This is a genomic window from Amycolatopsis sp. cmx-4-54, from assembly GCF_046548895.1.
Taxonomy (GTDB): domain Bacteria; phylum Actinomycetota; class Actinomycetes; order Mycobacteriales; family Pseudonocardiaceae; genus Amycolatopsis.
This window is the reverse complement of the sequence record NZ_JAEBEJ010000001.1, coordinates 530,450-556,294: the sequence shown is the minus strand read 5'-3', so window position 1 is coordinate 556,294 and position 25,845 is coordinate 530,450. Positions and strand designations below refer to the sequence as shown.

The following is a 25,845-nucleotide window of genomic DNA, read 5'->3' as shown; positions in this document are numbered from 1 at the left end:
TCGCCGGCACCGCGCTGCTCGACGCCGTCGTCGCGCGGCTGGCCGAGCGGGGCGTCAGCACCAGACGAGACGTGCTGTACGTGCCGCTTCCCCGCGTCGAGGCCTACCAGCTCTGAACCAGGGCACCCAACGCCTTGTGTCATAAAAATAAGACACAAGGGCATCTGTCATGGATAGCATGCCTTCATGATGAGTGATCCGGTTCCGGACGAGCACGCTCCCTATGCCGACGAGGCCCGTGCGCGGCTGGCGGTGTCGGCCGCGGCGCGGGAGTTGTCGGACTCGGCCCGTGGCTTCGTGCCGATCTCCCCCGGCAGCCTGGATCAGGCCCGTCACCGGCCCCAGCTGCTGGCGAACGAGATCGAGGTGGCGGCGCGGCTGGTGGATCAGGCCGAGCTGGTGCTGGAGACGCTCCTCGGGTACGCGGCGGTGTCCGGAGCGACCTGGGAGGTCCTCGGCGAAGGCTTGGGGATGGCGCGGCAGAACGCGAACGGAAAGTACCGAGGTGTCGTCAAGGCATTCCGGGCCGGGCTGGACGATCCGGACCGTGACGATGACGCGGGCCGCTGGTTCCAGGCGAACCACTACGCGGCGATCGAGCCGGATCGCTGGGCGCCTCGTCTGGACGCGTGGATGGAACACCACCGGGAACCGACCGAGGGCGTCCCGCCCACCGCCGCGGTGTCGGGCGGGCTGACCCGGCTGGGTCCGCTGGCCGAGTGGATCGCGGTCGGCAATCAGCGATCCGCGCTGCTGCACGACTATCTGGTACCGCCCGCCGACAAGGTCCTGCCGCTGGCCGAACGCGAACTGCAGCTGCTGCGCCAGCTCGCCGCCGCCGGCCACGACGTCGCCGAGGACGTGACCCGGATGGAGAAGAAGATCTCCGAGCTGCGCGCCACCCTGCCCGCGACCGAACCGGCGGACACGAGCGGGGAGCCCGCGTGAACACCGGCGACACCGACCCGGTGGCCGACCTCGACGCGCTGGTGAACAGGTACCGCGCGGCGGACCGGGACACCAGCGCCCCCGCCGTCGAGGACGAGCTCGCGCACCGCCGGGCCGACCGGGACCTCGCGCGGCTGCTCGACCGCCACGCCCGGCGGACCCCGGAGGAACTGGCACGCATGGACGCTGAGATGACGGTGTTCACTGACGCAGACCAGGCCCTGCACGACGGGCGGGCCGCGTTCCGCCGAGGCGACTGGCCCCTGGCCGAACACCGCCTGCAGATCGCGGCCGCCCACGACATGGGCGACGCCATCGCCTACCTCGCCGCCCTCCACCAGCACCTGGGCAACAACGACCTCGCCACCGCCTGGAAGACCATCGCCACACACCACGGGTTCGACGACCACATCGTCAACGAGATCCGGCGAAAAGCAGCCACGGACAGCGAAACCCAGAATGTGCCGCCGTCATGACACCGCGGTCAGCTGAATGCTTCGAGGCCAGCGTCTGAATCACCGCGAGGTCGTAGCGCCAGGCACCGCAGGTGTCGACGAGCCAACTGCCGTGGACCTGCCGTGGTGTGCGAACCTCGACAGCGAACTGGCCCGGTCGCCGGTAGTGGTTGTCCGCGCGGGAAAGATCAAGCCCGGAGTGACGGCCGGGAGTCCTCGACCCGGGCTTTACTCACGATGGATGCGTAGCGCCTCGGCACGCAGAGCCGGGGTCCCCCTATCAGTTCGAGCGGGCTGTCGGCTGTCCGCCCCCGGCCATGCGATCACGTGCTCGGCGTGGAGGGCGCCTGGGAAAGAAAAGTCCGCGACGACGGGTGCTCTTGAGTGGAAGCGCTATCGAGAATCAGATGGAGGTCAGAGTCCTCGGCGGGATGATCCACGCAGTGTTCTCTGTCGACGAATACCACCCAATTTTCATCATTTCCGTCAGGATCTAGGCTGCTTTTGAAGCGGATAGCTTCGGGTTGTGGCGTTTCGGAATTCTCGCGAAGAAACTTGATGAAGACCTGGGATGGAATGTAATGGCGTGGACTGTCGTCGGTTCTGGGCTCACTGAGAGTCTTCGAGAAGCTGTCGAGAAAATCGAGAGCCTGAATTCGGTCGTGGCTGTCGATTTCGAAGACGCTCGGCCTTTCGGGGGTTGCGTAGACGTCAAAGTAATAGAGTTCGCGCGATGGCACGAACTTGCCAGCAGCGAACGAGATGTCTCGGCCCTGTGATATTTCTTTAACCGCACACTCAAGGCCGACGCTGCCGTAAAAAACAGATTGGCCCTCGGTGGTCATTCTGTTCGCTGCTCCCGAAGGAGGACTTCCGAGTTGCTTGGCAATCAATGGAAAGGTAAGTCCTTCCCGGCTTCGACAGCGCCACAGGGCTGGCGATGAAACCTTGAAGAGGCCCTGAAGTAACGCCACATCGCGAATTTCCGCCAGGAGCCCGGTCGTCTCGGACGAGAGGGTTGCAACCGTTCGGAGATCTTTCGATTCGTCGCCATCCTTCAAGTCCCGTGATAGATTCTTCCATGCGCCCTTTGTGAAGTCATAAATTGTTGCCCAAATGTCCGCGTTTTGGACCCAGCCGTAGTCCGTCGAGTCGCGACTGGCGACATAGTCAGAGAGAACGGCATGCGCGTCCGGCTGGATAGCCTCATTCAGGATGTCGTACGCGACGTCGTTAATGTCGTGCGTTGTTACGTTCAGCTCGCCGTCATCGTGGTATGCACCGGACTCTGACACGGTGGTATACCACTCGTTTACGACGCTGTCGACGACGTCGGCCAGCTCGTCGAAGGTCGTGCAGGTGTTCTCCTGGTTGCAGAACGAACACGTCCCGTGAACCGCGTCGCTTCCCACGCGCCTCCACAGAGCGGTGTCCAGGATACACAACACACAGACAGCCGTATCCGGGCGCTTCAAACTGTCTTGCATGGCCTCAAACTCTTCCAGCGCGCTGTGATAGTCGGTTCCCATAAGCGGGAAGCCTATGCCGATCGTCGTCGAGGCCGCGGGCTGTCCGATCAGTGCTCGGTCGCCCGACTCCAGGAACGGAGCCGCTCGGTCAAGGGCACCGAGGATTCAGACGTTCACGGGTACGAGGGTCGCCGTCGCCGCGACCCTCTGTTGGCCGGCATGAGGGCGGAGCGGGTCCTGCCGATCCGGAGACAGCCGTCCAGACGGTACTGTCTGGACGGGCACTCAGGCGGCTGCCCGCCCCGTAGCTCGGCGAGATGGCGGATACGAGCAGCGGCGTCACAGGCGCCTTGATGCAGGCTGGATCACCACGCTCGCGGCGAGACGACAGCAGAGGGGCTTTGATGCCCCGTGTGGGTGCCAGCAGGCTGGAACTCTCCCAACTGCAGGTTCCCTGCCAGCGCCGATGGTCCTGCGAGGGGTAGAAGCAGCTGGCACAACGCGGCCTGGTGCCGGGGTCCGAACATGCCGTGACCGACATCGGAACTGATCGAAGGGCGACACCGCAAGCTCGCTCGGAGTCTCGCCCATGTCACATATGCCTCCAGGGACAGAGCAAGCCGTTGCAGGCCGTTGCAGTTCGTTGCAAATCCGAATACCTGCTGGTACAGGTTGCGTGCGCTGTCGCAATTCCCGGAGTATCGACCTCGCAAACGTCGGGTCGGATGGAGGCGGTAACCGTGAAGAATTTCAACTTCGTCACCGGGCACCTGCTCGACGCGATCCGAGCCACACGCTTCGAAACCGAGCGGCTGGCGGCGCACGTCACCACCAGCCGGGTCATAGCGTACCTGTTTTCGCTGGTCGATGAGGCGAGCCCACGTCTCGTTCCTGTCCCAGCGGGCAGTGCGGAACGACTCCACGCCGACCTCGACCGAGCGCCGGCGCGTCCTCGGATGGACCTTGACGTGGTTCACGCCGTCACACTCTCGCGCTCACTCCAGGCGACAGGACAACCAATCCTGGACGAACCATGCGTCCCGCGCGGTTGGTGGCCGGATGGGGTTTCTTCCCGGCCGCTGGAATCTTCGTCCGCACGGGACCGACAAAACCAGGCGCGGGTCCGTACGCGAGCCATGCAAGCGTGGCTTCGGGCTGTCCCCTCGGATCGGCGACAAGATCGTGCGATATCCCCTGTACCGAACGAAGCCGGGAAGAGCACACTCGCAGCAGTGTTCGCGCTTCATTTTCTGCGGAACCGTGCCTCGCCACGGCATGCGGCACCCGCATTCCGCGCGGACATCCCCGTAACTCGAGCTGCTCGACCGAAGTGCCCGAAGGCGACAGAGTCTGGGACCAGCTGGAATGTCGTCAAGCCCACTGCCGCACATGTCATTCGCGACCGTCCGAGCCGAATACTGCACACGCTGCTGGCGGAGCAGCGGGAGCACACCCCTGAAACGATGGACGGCGCGCTGCGGCTCGTGACCTCCCACCGCGTAGCCCTGAGCGCGGCCAGCGACGAATCGCCGTCGCCGACGCGCCTGACACTCGACGAGAAGACGTCGTCGCCTGCCGTTCTCGCTCCTGGCCGGCGCGATGCCCGCGGCAGGCATTCCAAGCCTGTTCTCGCAGCAGCGGCGCGAGGTAGCACCGAGAAACAAGCCGTTCCACCATCAGGTATCGCCTCGCCGGATATTGGGCCGCGTTCGTCGCCATCGACCCGGCGGGCGGCGCCGCCACAGAACGACCCGACCTGGTCGTCTGGTGAGGGATGGCTGCTGGAGAGACCGGCGGACGCCACCCCAGACGCGAACAGGCGTCACAGCACGCGCGCACCGCCCGGCCGCCGACGGCCACGTCGGAAGCCGCCCGCCAAGCTCTGTCCTGTCTCACGATGCCGCGACCGCCTGACCAGGCCCGTCGCCCGTGAGTACGCGTGCCGCAGCCAGGTGCGGAAGTCCCCTCCAAAGCCCGTTGCGACCCTGAAGACACCGACGTACGGTGACCAGGAGCCCAGCTCAGGGCACATCAGGTGTGTCTGGCAGCCGGGCGGAACTTCATAAGCTCCCGTCCAAGTCCCATCCGTGGGTGCGGTAGATTTGAACGGGGTTCAGGAAAGCCTCCGCGTACACCAGCGCAGGAGGCTTTCCCCTTTTCCCGGTAAACGGTTTCCCGTCACGGCGAGCATGGCATCGGCCACTGTTGCAACAGCAGGCAATTGCTTCGTCTTTTTCACCAAACCGCGACGCCATCCTGCTACGGTCGAACTGCGCGGGAGAGACGTCCACTTGGACGCGACGGACCAACGTAAGCCTACCTTTATTCGAGGAAGTTAGAATAAGGAAGGCTATCGTCCGTTTCAAGTTCTTCCCGTCGCGGGCGGCATGAGCGTAACTATCCACCCTTTTTGGCGGATTGTTTTTCCCGTCCCTTCCGGCATGTTCGCCGATGAAAAACGTTCACCTTTCTCCGAACCTCTCAGATTGTTGCAATTCGTTGCATTCTGACACCTGCCTAAGAGTTCGAGCCGTGCGGATTGCACGGCTCACAATTGTTCGGGTATTACTGAGAGCGGCGGGTTGGGTCGCTGTGGTGGTCGACCGCATGGACTCGCCGGTGAAATCCGCACCCACGGATCCGGGATAGACGGAAAGAGGTAAACACATGGATAGACGACTGATGGGCGCCACCTTGGTGCTCGGGACGATGCTGATCTTCATCGCGCTGGCGATGGGTTTCGGCTACGACCTGGCCATCGTTGCGAGTTCCTCCGGCGCGGTGGCCTTCGTCGCCGCGGCGGTCGTCCAGCAGATGCTGGGCGAGGACGACAACGACGGGAACGGGTTCCTCCCGAAGATCAGCCGGGCGTAGGCGCCGGCGCGGCACACCGTGGTGGTGGGTGCTTCCCCAAGAAGGGGGCACCCGCCACCACCCGCCGCAACCCTCCATATCTGCCCCTCCATCAGGGAGTTCGTCTCATGTCAGTACGTACTCACACGCCCGACACCGTCGAGGTGGTGGCGTTTCTCGACGACCTCGACGAGATCAAGCTGCACGCCGGTGACCCGTCGCTGGGCGAGATCGTGCGGTCCGCGAAGGCCTTGCAGGACAAGGCTCTTCTCGATCTGCCCGTTCCCTCGGTCGCGACCCTGAGCCGGTTGTTCACCGGCACGGCCGTGCCGAAGTGGCAGACCGTCGCGGTGTTCCTGCGTGCCTGCGGGATCGGCCATCAGGAAGTCGAGGGCCACTGGAAGCCGCGCTGGGTCAGGCTGAAGGGCGGCCCGGAGGCAGCGGTCCGTCCGGGCGCGGACTACGTCGCGCCGACGTGCCCGACGTGCACCACGGCGACGATGCCGGAGACCGTGGTGTCCCCGGAGCACCGTTCGCACCTGGCCGTCGTGCCCGCGTAGGAGATCGACCGCACTACGAGAAGGAGGCGTCCGTCGACACCCAGTCGGCGGACGCCTCCTTTCGTTTCGCAACGCCACCTGTCATGAACAGCTGCCGCCGGTTCTGCGTGTACTCGTCGATCTCGGCGCGGAACCGGGGCCGCACCGCAAGGAAGCCGAGCAGCGTTCCGTAACGAAGGCCGTGGACGGCTCCGGCATCAGCTTGGGACTACGGGCGCCGAAGGTCTACGACGACTTGCTGGGCGAGAGCGGGAGCCGTGCCCGCGGCGGGAACGAAGCGGGCGGTACCGGCGTCGACCACGATCCGACCACCGGCATCGAGCTGAGCACGGCGATGGCCGAGGCGATCCGCGACGGGGTGATGGGCCGCGCCCACCGCGCGGGCCCGGTCGCTCGCGAGCACGGCCAGCCGGGATTCTCCCGCGCGGTCGCTCGCCGACGAGGTTGAGTGCTGGTGGCGACCGTTAGCCATCTTCTGGATATCCAGTCCTGCGGCTTATGCTTGCCCTCGTGCTGCAGCGCCAACTCATAACCGTGGTGATCGACTCGAACGCGATCTGGAACGACTGGGCCCTTGATCGTTCGGCTTGGGGCACCCTGCAGCTCTTCGTTGAGCATGGCCTGCTTCGCGTATGCGTTCCCGAAGTGGTGGTCCAGGAAGTTGCTCGTGGCTACAAACGCGAGACGAACGACCTGGTCGTCGGGTTGAACACCCTCAAGCTGTGGAAGCTCAACAAGCTGCTGGACCTGAACGTGCCGTCGACCATCAAAGAATTCAAGGCCAGCGTTGAACCGCGCATCGACGCGTACGAGCGAGTGTTGCGAGCCCGTCTCGGCGAGCGTCAGGTCACGATTGTGCCGGTGCCTCAGGTTGACCAGCAAACGCTGCTCACCCGTGCATTGGAGAACCGGAAACCGTTTGATGGTGAGGGCAAGAACGGTTACCGCGACGCCTTGATCTGGCACACCGTCCTTGACGTGTGCCGTGGAACCAGCGGCGCCGCAAAGGTCGTGTTCATCACCGAAAACACCAGCGACTTCTGTGTCAAGAAGTCCGGCGAACTACTGCCTGAGCTGCAGGCTGAGATCGCCGATGTCGGCTCGTTCACCGTCGTGACCGTGCGGGGTCTCGCGGAAGCGGTGGACTACCTGAAGGAGACCGAGCAGCTCGACGCCGAACTGGCGCCCGACGGGCTGCCAGTCGCAGACCCGCCACGTGAGCTGATCATCGAGGCAGTAACCGCGGCATGCTCCACTCTCTCGGGCCAAGAGACGCGGACTGCTGAGCCCGTCGATCACTGGAGGCCCGATCCCGACTTTAGTGGCTTCAGCACGATCATCGAGGACGAGGCAACTCTCCAAGACGTCCAGCCAGACTTCTCCACGCTCGAATGGGCGACGAACGGTCGAGACAGCGACGGCCGCCCAGTGGTCGACGTATCGGTCACCGCGCAGCTTCTCCTAGAAGGTATGGCCTTCAAGGCCGACTACTACGGGGAAGACGATCTTTCCATCGAGGTTTACGACGGCGACTGGAACAACCACTACATGTGGGTCGGCACGTACCACGCTGGGCGATTGTCGTTCACCATCTACCTCACTCCGGACAGCTCAGCCTTTGACGAAGCTGAACTTCTGCATGCCGAGGAGCTCCTGCCCGAGCCGACAGACAACCCGAACGGCACGGGAGAGGACTCGCAGACCGTCCACGAGGGATGAATCCGCGCGGCGGGGGCTGCCGATGGTGGCCCAGAAAACGTTCCGCCTAGCAACTCGCCGCCCAGCACACCGGCCGCGACTGCGTCCTTCTCGTCTACCGCAACACCCGCACCCGCAAGGTCGACGCCTACGACAACCGCCGGTTCGGCGAAAACGGTGCCAGCGAAGAGGTCCAGCTCGATGCCGACCGGAAATGGTGGCCCATCGCCGCCAATCGCGAATCCCGGTGAAAGCGATCGTCTACGTCGTCGACGGCGTCGTCACCCGCATCCGCGGTGTCGAACCCGGCAAGAAGTGGAAACGCGACGACCGCGGCCACGCCGGCGTCCCCCTCACCTCCCCGCCGCTGACCGCCGTCGACGCCGGGATCGCGGCCAGGCCGCACGACCTGCGCCACACCCTCGGCACCCTGCTGCCCGAGCAGGGCTACGACCTGGCCGTCATCGCCGAGATCCTCGGTCACGCCTCGGTCGAGACGACCGGCCGCTACACCCTGGTCAGCGGAGACGAGGCCGTCGACGCCCTGAAAGCATCGCCATCGAGGTCTGAGTCCCCCTCACGCCCCCGCTCCCGGCTGCCGATAAGACCACGGTGAGCGAATCCCGTCAGCAGCGCCGTGCCCGCGAGCGCCGCGAGGCCAAGGAAGCCACCCGCCTCGGCCCCAGCATCACCCCGGCACCCCCGGACAACGTCGAGATGCGACGGGAACAGGTCGTCGACATCGAGTTGTACCGGCTGGTGATCGCGTACAGCCCGGCCGAGGTCGAGGTGTCCTGGAGCGCCGAATGGGGCTTGCGCGACGACGGCATCGGCACCGAAGACAGCAGCGAGGACCTCGCCGAGCTGGTCGCCGCCGTCCTCGAGGACCTGCGGCCCTTGGCCGAGCGCCGCACGCTGCGCCTGGAATGGGAACTCGGCGGCGACCCGCCGAAGGGGACGACGCTGGAGGACGCCGTCGCCGAGTGGGGCGTGACACTGCCGCAGACGCTGCCGTGACCCCACCGCCCTACTCCACGAGCCCGCGAATGACCTGACGTGCCGAGCGAGCGGAAAGCCCCGGCAGCCGACCGCAGGTCTGATCCGGACCGGTGGCTGCACGAGCGGCTCGCCTGGCTACGCTCCACACTCGCGCCCGATCGGTCCGGACGGTGCCGTCCCTACGTGCTGACCCCGGACGGCACGATCCACACCCGCCCCGACGGGCGCTGGGAGGATCGCCGGTGGGCCACGATCTCCCGTGACCACGAGCGGATCTGGCGGATCGTGCGCACCAGCGGTGAGAAACCCCGGACCGCGATCCACGCGGTGCCGGTACAGCACACGATCACCGTCGCCGACCGTGACTCCCGCACACGGGCGCGGCACGCCCGCGCGCGGCTGGGACAGCTGCGCCGCTGGAAGAACGACGTCGACGAGGCGGTCGCGCTGGGCCCCGATTCCTGGGACACCCACGACTTCGGCGACACAGTGCGGACCATGGCCGCGGACCGGGCCCGCTGGGTGCTGGTCCGGTTGCTGGCCCACGTCCAGGACGGACGGTGCGCCGGCTGCGGCATCGTCCCCGAGCGGCTGGTTCGCGGCGTGCTCTGCCCTGGCTGCAACGGCGGCGAAGGAGGTGGCTTCGGCGCCGATCAGCGTGAATCCCAGCTCACCACCTACCGGGCGAACCCGCCCGCCGCCCGGTTCGCCTGGACCTATCCCGGCGCGGAACCCAATCCATGATCAACCGCCCGCGCACCGCGGGGTGAAGGAGTGAGATGGCGAAGCCGCCGCTGACCGTGCAGAACGCCGCGATCACCACCGCCAGCGTGGAGATCAAAACCCTGACGGTGTCCGGGAAACAGGTCACCCTCGCGGTGTTCCGGCAGCTGATCGAGAAACCGCTGATCCTCGCGGACGGAACCCTGGCCGGGCAACCGTGGGGTGTCGTCAACTACCACCCGGACAAATGCGCGAACAGCAGCACCGCGCACTGGCACGTGGTGTGGCAGGAAGACACCGAACTGCGCCGCAGTCTGGTGGTGGTGACCCCGGATTTCGGTGTGTTCCGGCCGGTGGAAGCAGAGCAGTTCATCGCCTCGTGCGTCCACGACGTGCTCAGCACCGGCACGACGAGGTATTTCCGGGGTGCACCTCCGCTGTCCAAGTGGAGCGAGGCCGGGAGCGTCAAACTTCCCACCGACCACGATTTCACCACCGTCACGTGCCTTTCACGAACGGGATACTCCGCCATCGAAAGCTCCCAGGCTCTCGCGTCCCGACGGGAGAGATACGGCGAGAGCAGCAAGATCAGCGAGTGGTACGCCAGGGAAATCGCCGAGGCGGAGCAGGAACACGCTACGGCCATCGCCGCCCTCTCCGGCGAAGTCCGCGCCTACGGGGCGGACACCGACGAGCTGTACGCGCGCTACGCCGCGGCCGTGGACATCGAGCATCAGCGCCGCGAACGGCACACCGCCGCCTGCGAGAGCCTCAGCACCTTGCCACAGCTGTTCATCGCGGTGTGACCGCGACCGGGATCGAACGCCGATAGGGGTCGCCGACTGCCGAAAATCGGGCGGATATGGCTTGACCAGCAGCTTTGGTCTCGTGCAGGGAGTGGGTGGTTTCGGCGCGGTCCGTCGTTGGTTAGGCATGGACCGGGGATCTACCGGTGCCCCGGGGGCATCCTCCGAACGGGGCTCGCGTGGTGTTGGTCGGCGCCTGGTCGGTGGTGCGAGTATCGCGAGATGTCCGGGTTTACGCGGGATCCGAAGTATTACGGCGATCGGCTGGTGTATGAGGCGCTGCTGACGAAGTGGGGCCGGTATCACGCGCGATGCGGGTGCAAAAACAACTGGATCACCGATCACGCCGAGTCGGCCGGGTTCACGGTGGTGCGCCAGGGAAGCGGGTTCGTCGCGCTGGTCGGGCCGGACCTGACCGAGGATGTCGACGAGACCCGGCTGACGACGAACGCTCTGTGGAAGGCCGTGACCGGGGAGAAGGGCGCCCAGGACTGGTTCGAGCCGGTGCGGGTGATCGACCGCAGTGAGAAGGCCGAGGCGGAACGCAAGGCCGTGAACGACCAGGTTCACGGGCAGCGGCGGGAACGCGCCGCGGCGGCGAAGGCCGAGCCGGTGACCGAGGCGCAGCTGCGGTACCTGACGAAGCTGATCACGAAGGCGAGCAAGGAGCGGTTCAACGACGAGTTCGCCGCGGCGATCAAGGGCACATGATAGAACCGCGTGGTCCGCGAGAGAAGACGATGACGGCGGCCAAGCGGCTGACCAAAGCCTCGGCACGCAAGCTCATCGCCGGATTGCTCACCTGACCGGCCAGTCGGCTTTGTCCTTGATGCGGCTGCACCAGCTCCGGCACTCCTCGGCCACCCACCTCGGCGACGCCAACACCTCCGCTAACGTCATCATGGCCAGACCGGCCACACATCCCTGCGCAGCGTCCAGCGGTACGTCAAGCCCGGCCTCGCCGCTGTCCATCAGGCCACCGAAACCCTCTCCAGCCCACGACGTCGCGGGTAGCTCGCCCGTCGGCCGAGCCGGAGAACTATGCCTCCGGGGATCACCCCGCCGCCGCGGTGGTGGCGTGGCGCAGGGCTTGGTCGAGCAGGTCGATGCACCCCTGCCATTCCTCGTCGCCGCCGTACTGGATCTCGGTGGCGTCGGCGAGAGCCTCGACGGCGGCGCGCGCGTGGCGCGCCGCCGGGTTGTCCGCCGACACGGGAACGGCGCCGAAGTCCTCGCGATACCCGCGGATGGCGTCGGCGGTGAAGTCGAACCGCAGGGTGGCGAGCACATCGGCGGCGGCGCGGGCCAGCGCGGGCGCACCGTCGGTGAGGTCCGCGGCGAGGCTCAGCGCGGTGAACGCCGCCTGGACCACGGCTTGCTCATCCTCGTACGGGTAGTCGTCCGGCGAGTGGTGGTACTGGGCGTTGTCCGCGTCGTTGTACGCCTTGTTCAAGGCTTCATGACCGGCGGCGGACAGTCCGGCCGGGGCACCGATCATCGCTCGATACGCGTCCTCCGTGGCGCGCGCCAGGCGTTCGGCTTCCGGATCGGGTGCCTGCTCGCGGGCGAGAGACCGGGCCAGCCTGGCCGCGTAGTCGAATTCGCCCGCGGTGTTGAGCGCGGCGGCCAAGGCGACCATCGGGGTCTGCCGCAGGCCGGCCAGCAGGTCCGCAGTGTTGTTGGTGGTGTCGACCTGGCGCGCGGCCTCGCCGTAGGCCATCCCGGGGTGGGCGGCCTGCAGGGCACGAATCTGGTTCTTGCGGTTGGCGAAGCAAGTCATGAGTGAACTCCTCGGCGCGCGGTCCCACGCTCGCGCCCGGAAGAAGAAGACGACGGTGATCTGCGGGATCCGCTCAGGACCTTGGCCGATACGTCGGGACGGCGTGGGCGTCGATCCGACACGGTTGAGGCTCGCAACTGCCCGACAGCGATCCTAGCGGCCGCTCCGGCAACGGGCGAGGCACACCTCAGCGACGATCCCGGCTGTACCGACCCTCGCGTCATCGTTCGGGAGGCGGGTCGCTGGTCAGTCGCCGGGATCGTCGGTGGTGGCGGGGCGCGAGTTGACGATGTCGCCGATCACCAGGGCCAGGTGCACGATGTTTCCCAGCGCGACGGCGCGCTGCTGGTCGTCGAGGGCGGTCATCAGCCGTACGTCGTCGGCCACCGCGTCGTAGTCTCCGGCGCTGGCATGCCTGAGCGCGTCATTGACCAGGCGGATCGGCAGGTCGGCCACCTGCTGCCCAGACGGATCGCCCGACCGGGTCTCGGTGATGAGCTCGTCGCCGTAGACGGCGAGGAACGGACGGACGGTATCGAGGCTGTACTCGATCAGCGCGACCCAGAACTGTTCCATCTGGTGCCGCGGAACGAGATCACGAACAGTGGTCAGTGCTGCGAGCCTGCGGTCTTCACCGGTCGCCTGCCGTCCCGCTAACACCGCTTGCCGCGCGGCAAGCAGTAGCTGCCCTCGATCCAGCTGCACGACGAACCCCTAGTGACATCGGCGATCTTCCCCCGTCACGACGGTACTCAGTCGGACGAACAACCACTCGAGACACCGCCCGCAACGGCAGGCCGGATCCGCTAGGTCGTCGCGGCCCGCAACTGCCCGATCAGGACGTCGAGATCGCGGTCACTGGGAACGGTGAAGCCGGAACGACTTTCCGCCCAGTCGGCACGGAGGTCACGCCACCAACCACGCGGTGACCAGAAGCTCGTCTCCGCCTGGCGGGCGAGCGGGGGCAGGTCGGTGGTGTCCTCGGCCAGCGGCGCGTAGGTGGTGAAGTCGTGAGTGACCTGCGGGCAACGCCACTCCAGCCGGAACCGGTCGCCCACCACAGTGGCGTCCGCCCGGCCCTCCCGCGTCGCGTCCGCCAGCTCATCGCGGTCGAAACGCACGACACCGTTCCCGCTGGCGAGCGGCAGGATCACCACGTTGTCCTCCCGCGCGATCAACATCCCGCGGTCCGTGTTCGCGGCGAGAATGCCCTGCAGAGCCTGGTACTGGGCGATCCCGCCGACAGTCAGGCGCCGCTCATTGCGCAGCTGTATCCCCAGAACCGACACCGCCATCACGGCAGTAGGTGGAATCAACGCCACCAGGATCAACACAGTCCAGTGGAACTCGCGCATCGTCGTCACCACAACGTATGCCAGCACGAAGATCACTGCCGCGCTGGGAACGGCCGCGCGATACAACCGCCACCGGCGTCCTTTCCGGACAGCCCTGTCGTTCATCCCGATCACCCCATCGCCGTACTTCACCAGAAGTCGCGAACACCAGGGCCACCGTTACAAAACCGCAGGTCAGCCATATCCGCCCGATTTTCGGCAATTGTCGGCGACCCCGAATACCTGACACCCGAAGTAGGGGATCGGGTCAGCGGTGCGGCATTCCGGGCAGATCGGCGGGCCACCCGCTGCGGTTGGACGGGTGTTCGGATTCGTGCCAGGTGAAGGTGAAACCGTCCTCGGCCAGGTAGCGGCAGGCGTCCCAGGCGGTGACGCCGATGTCGATGTCGGTCACCAGCGGCAGCTCTTCGTTATGACGGTAGGCGGGGCGGCCGTAGCCGCGGACCCGGCGGGCAGTGGCTTCATCCGGTGCCCACAGCCAGGTCGACCGCGGGCGTGAGGAGAACTGCAGCTGCGTCACGGCAAAACGGCCGGAAGGGTGACGTTCCATTCCGCGACGGCGTCGGCGACAGTGCCGTTGTCCGGCGGATCACCGCTCAGGTCCCATTCCAGGCGCAGGCTGTAGCGGTCGGTCCAGGAGCGCAGGTTCTCGAGGATGTCGGTGACGAGGTCGGCGAGGTTCTCGTTGCTGTCCTCGACGCCGACGCTGTCGTCCCGCAGCCCCCATTCCGCGCCCCAGGACACGGAGGTCTCGCCCGGGTCGTCGAACACGGTCCGATAGAGCTCGATGTCCACCACTCGTGTCTGAAGGACGCCCGTTTTCGCCGATCCAGCGGCCGAAACCGCCGGGGCGGGGCGGGGTCCGGGGCGGGCGGCTTTCTTGGCGGCCTGGCGCTCCTGGGCGCGGCGTTGCTGACGAGAAATGCTCACCTACGCCCTATCGGCACCGGGTCGCTTGCTCTGGAGAGGGCGGTCAGGAACGGGTGGCTGGTCCGGGGGTCGTGTCGTACAGCGCGAGTGCGTGCGCGGCGTAGGCCAGGGCCAGGATCAGCTGTGGATCGACCTCGCGGCCGGTGTCGTGCACGCGCCGGTACGCCTGCTCGGCCGCATTGAAGGCCACTTCAGCCATGTCGCGGGACATGCCGTTCCTTTCACCGTGAGCTGTGACGGTCGCGGCGCCACTGGTCGACGACGTCGCCGATGTGCTTGTGCCAGTTCACTTCGCATGCGGTCACGGTCGCGCCGGTGCTGCCGTCCTTTTGGTAGTGATGCCACAGGACGTCGACCACCTGGAAGGACCGGGTCTGGCTGATGGTGACCAGCTCTCCGATGCGCGGCACGAGCGGCGACTGGATCTCCTCGGACAGCGTTTCGCCGTCCTCGGCGTGCAGGGTGTAGCTGATGTCGATCACGCGGGTAGCGCCTTCCGGTCGGTGGTGGTGCGGGGCCAGGTGCGCACGATCGTGTCGGGAGTGTCGAGCCACAGGGTTTGGGTGTCGCCGGTGATGGTGAGGCCGAGCCGGGCCGGGCCGGGTTTTTCCTTGTCGTACCACCAGTCGTAGGCGTCGAGGGCTTCGTTCCACAGCCGCCGTGGTCCGAGCTGGCGGACGGTGAACGGCGCGGGATCGGTGACGTCGGCATCGAGGCGAGCGTAGGAGCGGGTGGTCAGATCGTCGAGCTCGAGGACGTGCCGGCCGGGGCCGTTCGCGTCCCAGGCGACGACCAGCGCGACGTCCGGGAGCCGGGCGCCGATGGCGAAGCGGCCCTTCGCGGGGTTGAGCATCATGTCGAGGTCTTTGCCGCGCACGTCGGTCGTGGTGACGTCGGCGGTGGCGAGGGTGTCGTCGTCGGGTTCCCAGCCGAAGAGGCTGCGCTGGTGCGAGCGCAGCCGCATGAACGCCAGATTCCCGGAGAACCGGCCGGACGCGGCACCGTGCCCGTCGAGGTCGAGGGTGAGCAGGGCGCCGTTGCCGTAGTCGGTGCCCCAGGGGGTCACCAGCCGCCCGCCCTGCCGTAGCTGGGCCAGCCACTCCGAAGGAACGGTCTCCCGCACCGACGCGGTCGCGACAATCCGGTCATACGGTGCGTTGCGTGGCCAGCCCGCGGCGCCGTCACCGGTGATCACCTCCGCCGTGCTGCCCGCAATGGTGAGCGCGCGACGGGCGGCGCTGGCCAGCTGCGGGTCGACCTCGATTGTGGTGACCTGTCCGGTCGGGCCGACGCGGTGGGCGAGCAGGGCGGCGTTCCAGCCGGTGCCGGTGCCGATCTCCAGCACCCGCATCCCGGGCCGCGGGTCGAGGGCGTCGAGCATGTCGGCGACGATGCTCGGCTGCGATGAGGAGCTGGACGGGAAATTGCCGCTGTCGCGGTGGGTTTCGCCGAGGTTGATCTGGGTGATTACCGGCGCGTTCGCGGCGACCGCCGCCTCCCAGGCGGTTGGGTTGGTGTGGCGGGACACCGCGGTGAACCCGGGTCCGTCGGGGTCGTCGACCCAGATGGTGTCCGGGATGAACCCGGTGCGGGGGACCTGCTCGAACAGGGTCTTCCAGGCCGGGGCGGTGTCGGCGGTCATCTACTTGTCCTCGCCCTTGTCCTCGGAGTCGTGGCGGCCGCCGCCGGCGTCGCCCACGTCTTTCGTCTTTGCCGGGTCGTAGGTGCCCTGCCCGTCGCCTTCGGTCTTGTCCTCGTGCTTGGCCATGCCGACCTGCTCCTCCCCGTGCCGACCCGATGCCGCGTCGATCTCTTCCACCCTGGGCGCGGCGGGCTGGGCGGCGCAAGATCCGACCGAGGGAACCCCACCGGTGGGCGGGTTGATCAGGGTGACGGTGATGTCGTTGCCGGAGCGGCCGACGACGCGGACCCGGTGGCCGAGTTTGGTGAGGAACTCGCGGAAGCTGCGGCAGCCGTAGTTGGCCTCGTCGAAGGCGGGGTCGAGCGCGATCATCTTGTTCTTGATCCCGCCCGCGGTGGGGGTGGCGACGCTGGCCTGTTCCATCGCGGTGACCAGCAGCCGCTCGGCATCGGCCAGGCGGAACCCGGGCAGGGCGGCGGGCCGGGACAACCGCGCGTTCCCGGCCCCGGTCTTCGCGGTGTCCGCGGTGTTGTCGTCGGCGGGCGGGTCGAGGCGGGAGACGATCGAGCCGAACAGTTTGTATTCCGTGCACACCGACACCAGCCGGGCGCTGACGGTGGTCTCGGCGCCGACACCGATCACGTACTTGCCGTGCTCGCGGAGTTTCGCCACCAGTGGGGAGAAGTCGGAGTCGCCGGTGACCAGCACGAACGCGTCCACACCAGGTTGGATGAGCAGGGTTTCCATCGCGTCGACGGCCATCCGGATGTCGGCGCCGTTCTTGCGCGCCGGGCCGTGCCCGATCTGCACTAGGTCGATCCCGTTGCGCTCCAGCGTGTGCTGGTAGCGGCCGAAGCGCGGGTTGGCCCAGTCGGCGTAGGCGCGGCGGATCGTCGTCGACCCGTACGCGCGGCACAGCCAGGTCACCGCCTTTGCCGGAACGGGCTCCTCACGGCCGGGCAGGCTCGCGATCGCGCCCAGAACCAGGTTTTCGAAATCCACCAGCAACGCGACCTGCTCGCCTCTGGAGCGCACCTCGGGGATCCCGAGCGGGCGGTGGGCCTCGGCGGCGCGGATCATCCGCACCGCCTCGTTCTCCACCGGCAGCTCGTCGGTCACGACGCCTGTCCCGAAGAGCGCGGCGGATCGTAGGCAGTGGCCATCAGGAACCCTTCGTCGAGGTTGCGCGGCCGCGCGGCGTCCGCCGTGGCGTGGTGGGGGTCGGTGCGGCCGCGGGGATGCCTCAGCCGGGGAACAGCGCGCCTGGCACGAGGTCCAGGCGGGTGACCGGTTGCTGCTGTGGCGGGGACAGGTCCAGGACCCAGTCGCCGAAACGGCGGATGCGGTGGGTGATGTACGGGGTGATGGTGGCCAGGTCGTCGGGGTCGAGCGGATGTCCCTCGGTGGCCAGGGCGTTGGCCGCGGCCGGAGCCAGCTCCCGCGATCGCCGCCGCTGCGGCGGTCACCCGGGCCGACATCTCCGGCCGCATCCCCGCCTCCAGGATGTTCCATGTCATCACCCTCATCGAGGCCACCACGGAGGCGTGCCCGCCGCGGGCTCGTCACCGGCGGGGCGGGGTGGTGGCCACGCCTCTGTGCCGTCCAGCTCGCACGTGGTGATCAGGTACAGCGCAGCCGGGCCGTACTGCGACCAGACGAACGCGTCCGCCACCCCGGCAGAGGGCCGGAGCCCGTGGTCGCGCAGTTGTTTCTCCGTCCACAAGAACGCCGGCGCTGCACCGCTGGTATAGCACGGCACGCCATTCGGTGACCATCCCATCGGCTTCGGCATCGTTCCCCCTCCAGACCACGACGGCGAGATCGCATGATCCCCCACGACCGGACAACCCCGGCGGATCGGCACCGCGTCCTACCGCCAGACCACCCGAAAGCCGTAGCGGCGGGATTCTGGACCGACCTGGGCAGTTCGCACACAAGGCACTGAGTGCCCTCATGACTCGTGAACGGCACCGCCGAGATTTACACCGGCCGGGCCAGCGCCGCCCGCGTATGGCAGAACCGTTGCTGCGCAACGGAAGCCCGGCACGCCACGAAGGACACGCTGAACACCCTGATCCGCCGGGCCCTCGATCGTCCCTGCTGATCACCCAGCGCCATCCGGCAGGGCTCTAAGCCGCTAGGTTGTCGCGGTGCGCAGCTGCGTGATCAAGGTGTCGACGGCGGCGTCGGTCGGGACGCTGACACCGGAGCGGTTCTCCGCCCAGTCGGTCCGCAGGTCGCGCCACCACGCGCGCGGCGACCAGAAACTCGAGGACGCGGGACGGGCGAGTGGGGCCACGTTGGTGGTGGCGTTGGCCAGCGGAGTGAGGGTGGTGAAGACGCGGGCGACCTGCGGGCTGGTCGTGTCCAGCCAGAACCGCTCGCCGACCACGGTGGCGTCCGCGCGGCGGTCCCAGGTCGCGTCGGCCAGCTCGTCGCGGTCGACCCGCACCACTCCGCGCCCGCCCGCGAGCGGCAGGAACGCCACGTTGTACTCCCACGCGATGACCTCACGCCCGGCGGTCGCGGCGAACAGGTCCCGCAGCGCCTGATACTGGGCGATCCGGCCGACGGTAAGGCGCCGCTCGGTGCGCAGCCTCATCACCAGCGTCGACACCACGACCACGGCGGCTGGCGGAAGTAGCAGCACGAGCAGCAACCTGGACCAGGTGAATTCGCGCGTCATCGCCAGCACGCTCCACATCACGGCGAACAGCACCGCCGCACATGGAACAGCGGCGAGGTACAGTCGTCGCCGACGTTCCTTTCGGACAACCCGGTCGTTCCTCCCGTTCCCTTCGCCCTGGCCTAAGAGAATGTCGTGAGCGTCTGGCCTGCCGTTACCACTTTGCTCGCCCGACTCAACTAAAGCCGCAGGTCAGTCGCAGTCACCGGATCTTCGACGGCCCTTGGCGCCACGCCGTGAGGGAGTTACACCAATCACCCTGAGGTGGTTCACTGATGAACCAGTACACAAGTGAACCAGTTGAAGGGATGTGCCAACGCCTGCTAGGCCGCGCGCCTCCACCAGAACGAGTTCGATGTGGGCAAGATGGTCGAATGCGTTCGCGGTTCCCTCGCAGGCTCTGGTTCGTCGTCGCCGTCGCGTCCGGGGCGGCTGGGTTGTTCTGGCTCACGTCCTGGCTGCTCGGAAAGGGCAACGACGGCGCGGGGATCGCTAACGTGCTGGCATTGCCGGTCGCGGTTCTCGGCAGCGTGGCCGCGTTCTACGGTCTCAAAGCAGGCCCTGAGGCCGATGATCCGGTCAGGTTACGAGCCCGCGCCTCGGCGCTGCTTGACCAGATCATCGTGGCCGAGACCAGGGCGTTGCAGCAATTGCTCGGAGACACTGGCCGCCCGAAACCCGCCGACATCAGTTTCACTCGCACTCCGCCCGACCTTGCCGCTGGGATATGGCGTTCCTACGGTGGTCCCGACAGCGGATCCCTGAACACCGTCGCGGAGTTCTACGAGAGCCTTGAGCTGGGCAGGCTGGTCGTGCTCGGCGAACCAGGCTCGGGCAAGACCGTCCTCATGATCCGTCTGCTGCTGGACCTCGCCAATAAGGTGCACGGCGAGAAGTTCAAGGTTCCCGTCCGGCTGAGCCTGCCGTCGTTCTCGTATCCCCCTCAGCAGACACGCGACGTCCGCGAACGACTGGACGCCTGGATCGCTGACCAGCTCACCAGCATCTACGGTGTGCCGCGTTCCGTCGCCGAGGCCCTGGTCCGCGGTGGATGGATCCTTCCGATCCTCGACGGCTTGGACGAGATGGACGGCGACACAGCCGACCCGCGCCGAGCCGTTGAAGTCATCGCGGCCCTCAACACCGCAGGAGGACCGCGGGGATGGCAGGTAGTGCTCGCCTGCCGGGAAGAGAACTATCGGAATCTACCTGCGAGCACCCGGCTGCAGGATGCTTCCTCGGTGACGATGGGGGCACTCGAGGTCGAGCAGATCCTCGGCTGGCTCTCACATCGCTTCCCCGACCCGAACCGACCGGATCGTGTCCAAGCCCGCTGGCGACCAGTCCTCACGCGCATCAGGACGAACCCCGCGGGCAGGCTCGCCAAATTCCTGTCGTCACCGCTGCACCTCTATTTGGCGGTGAGCGTCTTCCAAGACCCCCGCGGCACATCGGAACCAAAGGTGCTCTGCGCACTCCAAGAGCCGCAACTGAAAGAATTCCTGTACGGCAGGCTTATCCCCGCCGCCACCGAACACCACCCCAGCCCGGACCGGCAGCATTACCAAGCCGACGAGGTCAGCCGCTGGCTCAGCACCTTCGCGAATCATCTTGCCTGGATGCGTGCCTACGGGCACTCCGGTGTCGACATCCATCTGTACGAACTCTGGCGCACGACAGGGACACCAGGTAGCCAAGGTCGGCGTATCCGCCTGCAGGCGGCTGCACTCTACTCCGGACTCGCCGTATTGATCGTATTGTGGATGTATCTACGCGTTTGGCTCTTCGGCGAGACAACTAGTTTTCACAGGCATCCTGAGCGATGGTTTCTTGTCGGCGCCGTGCTCCTTGCCCTCGGCCTTGCCGCTTTCCGTTTCACCGCACACAGCTGGAACCGCACAGTGATGCAGGCCGAACCTCGACTTCTCCTGTCCAGCACGGGACTCCGGAAGATCCTGCGCACCGCCCTCAACTGGATTCCGTTTGGCAGTGTGGTCGGAATTATCCTGGGCATAGGCGCCAACCTTCTCGAAGGGATCGGCACCCGTCCCGGCATAGTCCTAGCTAGCCTGCTGATCGGCGGGGCAGGTGGCTTTGTGCTGGGCATTATGGTGGGAGTGGTCAGCACGACATCGCATCTTCAAGCAGCGAACAGGCCGAGCGATACGGAGCGAAAGATACGCGGCTACGAAATTTTTAGCAGCCTTGTCGCAGGGCTGACTTTTCTGGGACTCGGCAGTATCTTCACGGCAGCCATCGACAGTGTGACCATGGGCCTCGCGGCCGGTCTCGGAGCATATTTCGGCGGCGGCCCCGTTCCTCACCTTCGTCGCAACCTCGCCCGCCGCGAAATGGTGCACAAGCACCTGCTCCCTCGGAAATCTGAGTTCTTCCTCGATTGGGCCTATGGCGCTGGCCTCCTGCGCCTTGCAGGAACCGCAACGCAGTTCCGTCACCGTGAAGTCCAGGCGCGGCTCACGACAGACAATCCCATCGCCACTGACATGACGTGAGCCAAACAGCCACTGGTAGCAATGACGGAGCCGGCCGGGTTGTTGGCGGCCAAGCCGCCCATGTGATGACCGCGAGCGGTTTCGGCGAGCGGGCGTAGGTGAGATCGCTGCCGTACCAGCGGTCCCCAGTGTGGTGAGGGGCTCGGTCACGACCGTGGAGGGGACGCATCCCTCGGTCCTTGAGTAACGATGCTGTGGCGCCGAAGCATCCGCCAGCGGCCAGCCCTAGGGGCATCGAAGATCGGTGTCGGTCTGCTGCGCGGGAACGGATGAGACGCCGGTGATGGGCACGAATCGTGCTGTACCGGCCTCCGCCACGATCGCGCCACCGTGCTCGAACCCGATCTCGCCGTCGACGTCGGCGCCGAGGTCGTTGAGGGGCCTGCCCAGCGGCCCTGCCGGTCCCCCGTGCTGGAGGTAGACGCGCCAGACGGCGCGGGGGAACCACACGTAGCGGCCGTTCGGGGTGGTGACCAGCGCGCCGGGTTCGTACTCGCCACGGGTCAGCAGCACCACGCGGGCGTCCCCGCACGGGAAGGGAGCCGCTTGCGGGTAGCCGAGCCTCTTGGCGGCGAGATTCCAGTGCGGCTCGGTGTAGCCGCGGTAGAAGTCGCCGGACACCACGATCACGGTGTCCGGGTCGATGGACATCAGCCGGGCCGGAGTGCCGTTGTTTCCAGGTCCTGGCTCAGTCCTAGGCCCCAGTCGTGCACCAGGCCCTGCTCGGGCCGTGGGTCCGGGCACCCCAGTGCGGCACGGCCACCGTGCGCGGCGTAAGCGTCGAGCCAGGCTTGCCGGGGTGGACCCGATGAGCCGCGACGCCGGTGTAGGCCACGCCGATGGCGTCGCAGTCCGGCGTCGGCGGCTTGGGTTCCTGCCCAGCCACCACGCGGATTCCTACACCGGCAACCACCACGGCCCCGATCGCGGCCGCGAGCAGGCCGCGGCGCCAGCGCGAGGGTCTCAACCTCGACCGCAGTCGTGTCCCGGATGCTCCGTCGTGCTCGTCAGGGAAATGGGGTTCGTCCGCCGGAACGGGCGCCTCGACGGTGGGCGCGCAGGGCGGCGCAGGGGCGGCGATCGGGGCTGGTCGCGGGTCGGCAGTCTCATCGAGCAGCCCCGGCGGGCATTTGGGAGGCGACTGGCCAGCCAGTTCGGCCTTCTCTCGCGTGGTGATCCAGTCGTTCCGCCAGTCCGGCACCGACTCGTCGCAGGCCCAGACGATTGCCTTGGTGGTGTCCCACGTGGGAAGGCGCTCGCCCCGGATGGCCGCTGCCGCGGTGGAGCCACTGATGTTGGCCCGTCGCGCGATGTCGACCTGTCCGCGCATTCCGGCCGCCTCGGTGAGCTCCCGCAGCCGGCCGGCGAACAGGTCGGTCGGGGTGTTCCCGAGTTCTCGACGCGGACGTCCAGCTTGACGGGCCACCATCACTCCACAGGGTTTTAGTGGTTTATTTAACTTCTCTGACCACGGCGACCTGGCCGCCACCATCGAGAAGGAGTCCAGCCCGATCCCCGCACGGCGGTTGACCGCGGTCGCGCTGCTCGCGGACCCGGCCCGCAACCTCGGCGACAACACCCTCGGCACCTCCTTCCCCAGTATCGGCGCCGCCGGCGCCCGCACCGGCTTCGGCGACGCCACGAACGCCGTGATCGGACTGTGCACCGACTTCGACCCGGTCTGCAACGCCGCACCGCCCTACGCCGCACCACTCACCGCCGCGCTACTCGGCCAGGCCGCCCACACCAGCTACGCCACCCGGAAACTCGACGGCAGCAAGACCTTCACCGGCTGGCTCACCGACTACCTTGCCGTCACGCTCAATTAGCTCCTCGATGCGGTAGCCGCCGATCGGCGAGAACTTCAGGGTGGCCACGGCCGTTGTTCCGGCCGTGGCCACCCTGAAGCGAGTCCCGTCGGCCCCGCTCGCCCCCTCCGGGCGTAGCTGGTCCGCAAACACGTGTTCTTCCGGGGCGCGCCGGCAGGGACAGCCGTTGCTCGCACTACTGTGCCGTATCAAGCCACGTTGGGTAGGTAATCCGGGCGGCGGATTGTGGAGTTGACGGCGAAGTGGCGTTTGGGGTGGCAGTGGCGGTTGCGCCAGCGAAGGTAGCCGGCGATGGCGGCTTCCTGGGCAGCGTGGCTGGGGTAGTCGCTGCCGTCGAGGGTGAAGTAGCGGACTGCGGTGAATTCGCACTCGATCCAGTTCAGCCAGGACGCGTTGGTGGGTGTGAAGACCAGCTCGATGTCGTTGGCCGCGCACCAGGCCCTGACCTCGGCTTTGCCGTGCGGGCCGTAATTGTCGCAGATCAGGTAGAGCTTCCCAGCAGGGAAGCGACGGCGGAGCTGCTTGCAGAAGTCGAGGAACTGCGGCCAGCGTTTGCGGTCACGGAACCGGTAGAACATCTGCCCAGTGGCGAGGTCGAGCGCCGTGAACATGTGTCGGATGCCTTTGGTGCGCGTGTAGGTGGCGCGCTGCCGGGCCGGGCGGCCGCGGGGGAACCAGCCGTGACCCGGTCGGGGTTGCAGGTTCAGTGGACCGAACTCGTCGACACAGATCACTCGCCCGTCGGCGGGCGGGTGATCGTAGAGGTCGAGGATGCGGTTCTTCTTGGCCACGAAGTCCGGATCTTTGCTGGCTTTCCAGGTCTTTGTCGCTTGCCACGACACCCCTTCCTTGCGCAAGATCTGCCGGACGGTCTCGGTGCTTGCCCTGATCCATGCGTGTTCGGCGAGGTAGTCGACCAGCTTGGTCAGGCTCCAGTTCGTGAACGGCAACCCCAGTTCGGCGGGCTTGCAGGCGGCGATGCGGCAGATCTGGTCACGGGCGGCCGGTCCGAACTTAGCTGGTCGGCCGCCCCTCCATTTTGGGGACACCGCCGCGAACCCGGAGTCGTTGAACGCGTGGATCACCTCCCGCACATAGCCTTCGGTCGCGGCGAACATCGCCGCGATCTCCCGCGCGGACCGGCCCTGCACCGAGGCCAGCACGATCCCGGATCGCCGCAGCCGCACCCGGTCCTTCGCCGACCTCGTGATCTTGACCAGCCGCTGAGCCTCCTCCGGCTCCAACGACCGCGTGAACACCTCCGGCTGACGCGCCACCAGCCTCACCTCCACGGCCACCCTCGCGATCACCAGCCCGGATGTCCACGCGACACGATGACAACATCAACGTTTCTTGATGAGGCACTAGGTCGTCAGTGTCGAGGTCAGCCGGAGGCCGCGCATCCCGCGGACCACCTCGTGTCCAGGCGCCTTGACCGCGAGACGCCACCGGCGCCCGTGCGCGGACCCGGCGCCGATCGACGTCTCGCCAGCCGGAGTGTCGAGGAGGCAACTTGCACCGCTGTCGGCGACGCGATAGCCACGATGGCGATACCACCGCATGACCGGCATATCCCCCGCGTCGACCTTCGCGACGAACAGCCACACACCCTGCTCGGCAGGGAACCGCTCGGCATAGCCCAGCAGCGCGGTTCCCGCGCCGTGTCCACGGAAACCCGTCTCGACCGCCAGAATCTCGATCTCGACAAGAGATCTCGCAAGTCAGCCGCTCTGCTCACCAGGATGCGCAGGACGAAATCCACCGGCGTGCACGCATACAGGACGCCGACCAGACGATCACCCGCCAGCACGCCGAACCCTCAGCCCGTCATGCCCGGCAGATCAGGAAGCTCGATCCGGCCGCCGGTCAGATCGAGCGCAGCCCGCAGATTCCCACCGTCCCCGAACCCAGGTATCTCGGCGTCCGCCGCGATCTCCACCGCGGCCGCTCCTTCACCGGCACGGAGCAACCGCACCGTTATGTCGGCGCGCTGATCACCGACACCCGCGACACAATCATCGCCTGCGGCTACGAATTGTTGGGACACAGGTAACTCTGATCGTGGCAGAAGAGGCTAACGCGCCTCGGCCACCTGTCCGCCGCCTACCTGGGCCGCCTACCTGGCACACTCGATGCCCGCGCACCGGCGCCTCAAGCCGTCACCGGACGCCACCGCTCGCGGCAGTACCCTTCCCGCATGGTGGCAGTAAACGAGCCGGGACACTCCGCTTACGAACTTTCGCGCGAAATCGCGGTCCGCACCGAATACTTCGCGACCGAGCAAGCCGTGCACAGCCTGCGGCAGGCAATCAACCTCGGCCACAACGCCGAGATAACCGCCACCGCGAGCACCGCGATCATCACGGTCGACCACCTCGCCACCCTGGCCCAGGTGCACCCCGGCAACACCACATCCGAGACACTGCGCAACGTCGTGCAGCGATGTCAGGACGCTCTCGACCGCGCAGTCCACCAGAGCGACATCGAAGGCGTCATCGGCCACGGCGAACTCGTCGGCGACGCCGTCATGAACTACGCGATCTACCTGACCAATCTCTAGCCGCACTGGCCACAACGAGCCGGTACCGGCCCCGAACGC

The 25,845-nt window shown here is 66.9% G+C and carries 30 protein-coding genes; 14 read left to right on the top strand and 16 right to left on the bottom strand.

What is annotated here, in order from left to right; genetic code table 11:
- Positions 1-186: 186 nt before the first annotated feature.
- Both ACLJQ7_RS02780 and ACLJQ7_RS02775 read left to right on the top strand, forming a co-directional pair.
- Positions 187-948: a hypothetical protein gene (locus ACLJQ7_RS02780; protein ID WP_410646531.1), complete on the top strand. Its 762-nt coding sequence runs from the start codon at positions 187-189 to the stop codon at positions 946-948.
- Positions 945-1,424, top strand: coding sequence for a hypothetical protein (locus ACLJQ7_RS02775; protein WP_410646530.1), 480 nt, complete (start codon positions 945-947; stop codon positions 1,422-1,424). The genes ACLJQ7_RS02780 and ACLJQ7_RS02775 overlap by 4 nt, the downstream gene beginning before the upstream one ends.
- A gap of 302 nt (positions 1,425-1,726) precedes the next feature.
- Here the strand turns inward: ACLJQ7_RS02775 and ACLJQ7_RS02770 are convergent, their stop codons facing one another.
- Positions 1,727-2,932: an RES domain-containing protein gene (locus tag ACLJQ7_RS02770; protein WP_410646529.1), complete on the bottom strand. Its 1,206-nt coding sequence runs from the start codon at positions 2,930-2,932 to the stop codon at positions 1,727-1,729.
- 2,607 nt (positions 2,933-5,539) lie between these two features.
- Between ACLJQ7_RS02770 and ACLJQ7_RS02765 the strand changes: the two genes are divergently transcribed.
- From ACLJQ7_RS02765 to ACLJQ7_RS02725, 9 genes are all read left to right on the top strand, one after another.
- Complete coding sequence (locus ACLJQ7_RS02765; protein ID WP_410646528.1) at positions 5,540-5,746, top strand: hypothetical protein; 207 nt, start codon at positions 5,540-5,542, stop codon at positions 5,744-5,746.
- Between the two features lie 107 nt (positions 5,747-5,853).
- The gene (locus ACLJQ7_RS02760) at positions 5,854-6,285 is read left to right on the top strand and encodes a hypothetical protein (protein ID WP_410646527.1); all 432 of its coding nucleotides are present in this window, start codon (positions 5,854-5,856) and stop codon (positions 6,283-6,285) included.
- 181 nt (positions 6,286-6,466) lie between these two features.
- A complete protein-coding gene (locus ACLJQ7_RS02755; RefSeq protein ID WP_410646526.1) occupies positions 6,467-6,733 on the top strand; it encodes a hypothetical protein in 267 nt (88 codons plus the stop codon).
- A gap of 62 nt (positions 6,734-6,795) precedes the next feature.
- Complete coding sequence (locus tag ACLJQ7_RS02750; RefSeq protein WP_410646524.1) at positions 6,796-8,004, top strand: PIN domain-containing protein; 1,209 nt, start codon at positions 6,796-6,798, stop codon at positions 8,002-8,004.
- A gap of 226 nt (positions 8,005-8,230) precedes the next feature.
- Positions 8,231-8,599, top strand: a complete 369-nt coding sequence (locus tag ACLJQ7_RS02745; protein ID WP_410646523.1) for a tyrosine-type recombinase/integrase — start codon at positions 8,231-8,233, stop codon at positions 8,597-8,599.
- Positions 8,596-9,000, top strand: coding sequence for a hypothetical protein (locus tag ACLJQ7_RS02740; protein WP_410646522.1), 405 nt, complete (start codon positions 8,596-8,598; stop codon positions 8,998-9,000). The genes ACLJQ7_RS02745 and ACLJQ7_RS02740 overlap by 4 nt, the downstream gene beginning before the upstream one ends.
- 39 nt (positions 9,001-9,039) lie before the next feature.
- Complete coding sequence (locus tag ACLJQ7_RS02735; RefSeq protein ID WP_410646521.1) at positions 9,040-9,726, top strand: hypothetical protein; 687 nt, start codon at positions 9,040-9,042, stop codon at positions 9,724-9,726.
- A gap of 35 nt (positions 9,727-9,761) precedes the next feature.
- The gene (locus ACLJQ7_RS02730; protein ID WP_410646520.1) at positions 9,762-10,511 is read left to right on the top strand and encodes a hypothetical protein; all 750 of its coding nucleotides are present in this window, start codon (positions 9,762-9,764) and stop codon (positions 10,509-10,511) included.
- Between the two features lie 222 nt (positions 10,512-10,733).
- On the top strand, positions 10,734-11,222 hold the full coding sequence (locus ACLJQ7_RS02725; protein ID WP_410646518.1) for a hypothetical protein: 489 nt from the start codon (positions 10,734-10,736) through the stop codon (positions 11,220-11,222).
- Between the two features lie 343 nt (positions 11,223-11,565).
- Here ACLJQ7_RS02725 and ACLJQ7_RS02720 read toward each other — a convergent pair whose 3' ends face one another.
- From ACLJQ7_RS02720 to ACLJQ7_RS02670, 11 genes are all read right to left on the bottom strand, one after another.
- Positions 11,566-12,291: a hypothetical protein gene (locus ACLJQ7_RS02720; protein WP_410646517.1), complete on the bottom strand. Its 726-nt coding sequence runs from the start codon at positions 12,289-12,291 to the stop codon at positions 11,566-11,568.
- Positions 12,292-12,537: 246 nt separating this feature from the next.
- A complete protein-coding gene (locus ACLJQ7_RS02715) occupies positions 12,538-12,996 on the bottom strand; it encodes a hypothetical protein (protein WP_410646516.1) in 459 nt (152 codons plus the stop codon).
- A 101-nt stretch (positions 12,997-13,097) separates the two neighbouring features.
- Positions 13,098-13,751: a hypothetical protein gene (locus ACLJQ7_RS02710; RefSeq protein ID WP_410646515.1), complete on the bottom strand. Its 654-nt coding sequence runs from the start codon at positions 13,749-13,751 to the stop codon at positions 13,098-13,100.
- Positions 13,752-13,893: 142 nt separating this feature from the next.
- The gene (locus ACLJQ7_RS02705) at positions 13,894-14,166 is read right to left on the bottom strand and encodes a hypothetical protein (protein ID WP_410646514.1); all 273 of its coding nucleotides are present in this window, start codon (positions 14,164-14,166) and stop codon (positions 13,894-13,896) included.
- On the bottom strand, positions 14,163-14,576 hold the full coding sequence (locus ACLJQ7_RS02700) for a hypothetical protein (RefSeq protein WP_410646513.1): 414 nt from the start codon (positions 14,574-14,576) through the stop codon (positions 14,163-14,165). Before ACLJQ7_RS02700 ends, ACLJQ7_RS02705 begins: the two co-directional genes overlap by 4 nt.
- A gap of 43 nt (positions 14,577-14,619) precedes the next feature.
- Positions 14,620-14,775 carry a hypothetical protein gene (locus ACLJQ7_RS02695; protein ID WP_410646512.1) on the bottom strand — a complete coding sequence of 52 codons (156 nt, stop codon included), beginning with the start codon at positions 14,773-14,775 and terminating at the stop codon, positions 14,620-14,622.
- A gap of 22 nt (positions 14,776-14,797) precedes the next feature.
- Entirely contained in the window at positions 14,798-15,058 is a 261-nt protein-coding gene (locus tag ACLJQ7_RS02690) for a hypothetical protein (protein ID WP_410646511.1), read from the bottom strand.
- Positions 15,055-16,218, bottom strand: a complete 1,164-nt coding sequence (locus tag ACLJQ7_RS02685) for a methyltransferase domain-containing protein (RefSeq protein ID WP_410646510.1) — start codon at positions 16,216-16,218, stop codon at positions 15,055-15,057. Before ACLJQ7_RS02685 ends, ACLJQ7_RS02690 begins: the two co-directional genes overlap by 4 nt.
- A complete protein-coding gene (locus tag ACLJQ7_RS02680; RefSeq protein WP_410646509.1) occupies positions 16,219-17,337 on the bottom strand; it encodes an NYN domain-containing protein in 1,119 nt (372 codons plus the stop codon).
- Between the two features lie 403 nt (positions 17,338-17,740).
- Positions 17,741-17,941 carry a hypothetical protein gene (locus tag ACLJQ7_RS02675; RefSeq protein ID WP_410646508.1) on the bottom strand — a complete coding sequence of 67 codons (201 nt, stop codon included), beginning with the start codon at positions 17,939-17,941 and terminating at the stop codon, positions 17,741-17,743.
- A 414-nt stretch (positions 17,942-18,355) separates the two neighbouring features.
- Positions 18,356-18,937 carry a hypothetical protein gene (locus tag ACLJQ7_RS02670; protein ID WP_410646507.1) on the bottom strand — a complete coding sequence of 194 codons (582 nt, stop codon included), beginning with the start codon at positions 18,935-18,937 and terminating at the stop codon, positions 18,356-18,358.
- A gap of 341 nt (positions 18,938-19,278) precedes the next feature.
- Here ACLJQ7_RS02670 and ACLJQ7_RS02665 point away from each other — a divergent pair, with 341 nt between their 5' ends.
- Positions 19,279-21,417, top strand: coding sequence for an NACHT domain-containing protein (locus tag ACLJQ7_RS02665; protein ID WP_410646506.1), 2,139 nt, complete (start codon positions 19,279-19,281; stop codon positions 21,415-21,417).
- Positions 21,418-21,642: 225 nt separating this feature from the next.
- Here the strand turns inward: ACLJQ7_RS02665 and ACLJQ7_RS02660 are convergent, their stop codons facing one another.
- On the bottom strand, positions 21,643-22,068 hold the full coding sequence (locus ACLJQ7_RS02660; RefSeq protein WP_410646505.1) for a hypothetical protein: 426 nt from the start codon (positions 22,066-22,068) through the stop codon (positions 21,643-21,645).
- 43 nt (positions 22,069-22,111) lie between these two features.
- Positions 22,112-22,843 carry a helix-turn-helix domain-containing protein gene (locus ACLJQ7_RS02655; RefSeq protein WP_410646504.1) on the bottom strand — a complete coding sequence of 244 codons (732 nt, stop codon included), beginning with the start codon at positions 22,841-22,843 and terminating at the stop codon, positions 22,112-22,114.
- Between the two features lie 100 nt (positions 22,844-22,943).
- Between ACLJQ7_RS02655 and ACLJQ7_RS02650 the strand changes: the two genes are divergently transcribed.
- A complete protein-coding gene (locus ACLJQ7_RS02650; protein WP_410646503.1) occupies positions 22,944-23,246 on the top strand; it encodes a hypothetical protein in 303 nt (100 codons plus the stop codon).
- Between the two features lie 188 nt (positions 23,247-23,434).
- Here the strand turns inward: ACLJQ7_RS02650 and ACLJQ7_RS02645 are convergent, their stop codons facing one another.
- Both ACLJQ7_RS02645 and ACLJQ7_RS02640 read right to left on the bottom strand, forming a co-directional pair.
- Positions 23,435-24,490, bottom strand: a complete 1,056-nt coding sequence (locus tag ACLJQ7_RS02645; RefSeq protein ID WP_410646502.1) for an IS630 family transposase — start codon at positions 24,488-24,490, stop codon at positions 23,435-23,437.
- 120 nt (positions 24,491-24,610) lie between these two features.
- The gene (locus ACLJQ7_RS02640) at positions 24,611-24,892 is read right to left on the bottom strand and encodes a hypothetical protein (RefSeq protein ID WP_410646993.1); all 282 of its coding nucleotides are present in this window, start codon (positions 24,890-24,892) and stop codon (positions 24,611-24,613) included.
- 551 nt (positions 24,893-25,443) lie between these two features.
- Here ACLJQ7_RS02640 and ACLJQ7_RS02635 point away from each other — a divergent pair.
- Positions 25,444-25,806, top strand: coding sequence for a hypothetical protein (locus tag ACLJQ7_RS02635; RefSeq protein WP_410646501.1), 363 nt, complete (start codon positions 25,444-25,446; stop codon positions 25,804-25,806).
- Positions 25,807-25,845 lie beyond the last annotated feature (39 nt).

Bases quoted from the DNA above. Each gene is read 5' to 3' on its own strand.
- ACLJQ7_RS02720 (WP_410646517.1), bottom strand. From the start codon at position 12,291: ATGACTTGCTTCGCCAACCGCAAGAACCAGATTCGTGCCCTGCAGGCC.
- ACLJQ7_RS02660 (WP_410646505.1), bottom strand. From the start codon at position 22,068: ATGTCCATCGACCCGGACACCGTGATCGTGGTGTCCGGCGACTTCTAC.
- ACLJQ7_RS02685 (WP_410646510.1), bottom strand. From the start codon at position 16,218: ATGACCGCCGACACCGCCCCGGCCTGGAAGACCCTGTTCGAGCAGGTC.
- ACLJQ7_RS02780 (WP_410646531.1), top strand. From the start codon at position 187: ATGATGAGTGATCCGGTTCCGGACGAGCACGCTCCCTATGCCGACGAG.
- ACLJQ7_RS02730 (WP_410646520.1), top strand. From the start codon at position 9,762: ATGGCGAAGCCGCCGCTGACCGTGCAGAACGCCGCGATCACCACCGCC.
- ACLJQ7_RS02665 (WP_410646506.1), top strand. From the start codon at position 19,279: ATGCGTTCGCGGTTCCCTCGCAGGCTCTGGTTCGTCGTCGCCGTCGCG.
- ACLJQ7_RS02695 (WP_410646512.1), bottom strand. From the start codon at position 14,775: ATGGCTGAAGTGGCCTTCAATGCGGCCGAGCAGGCGTACCGGCGCGTG.
- ACLJQ7_RS02765 (WP_410646528.1), top strand. From the start codon at position 5,540: ATGGATAGACGACTGATGGGCGCCACCTTGGTGCTCGGGACGATGCTG.
- ACLJQ7_RS02635 (WP_410646501.1), top strand. From the start codon at position 25,444: ATGGTGGCAGTAAACGAGCCGGGACACTCCGCTTACGAACTTTCGCGC.
- ACLJQ7_RS02760 (WP_410646527.1), top strand. From the start codon at position 5,854: ATGTCAGTACGTACTCACACGCCCGACACCGTCGAGGTGGTGGCGTTT.
- ACLJQ7_RS02710 (WP_410646515.1), bottom strand. From the start codon at position 13,751: ATGAACGACAGGGCTGTCCGGAAAGGACGCCGGTGGCGGTTGTATCGC.
- ACLJQ7_RS02725 (WP_410646518.1), top strand. From the start codon at position 10,734: ATGTCCGGGTTTACGCGGGATCCGAAGTATTACGGCGATCGGCTGGTG.
- ACLJQ7_RS02770 (WP_410646529.1), bottom strand. From the start codon at position 2,932: ATGGGAACCGACTATCACAGCGCGCTGGAAGAGTTTGAGGCCATGCAA.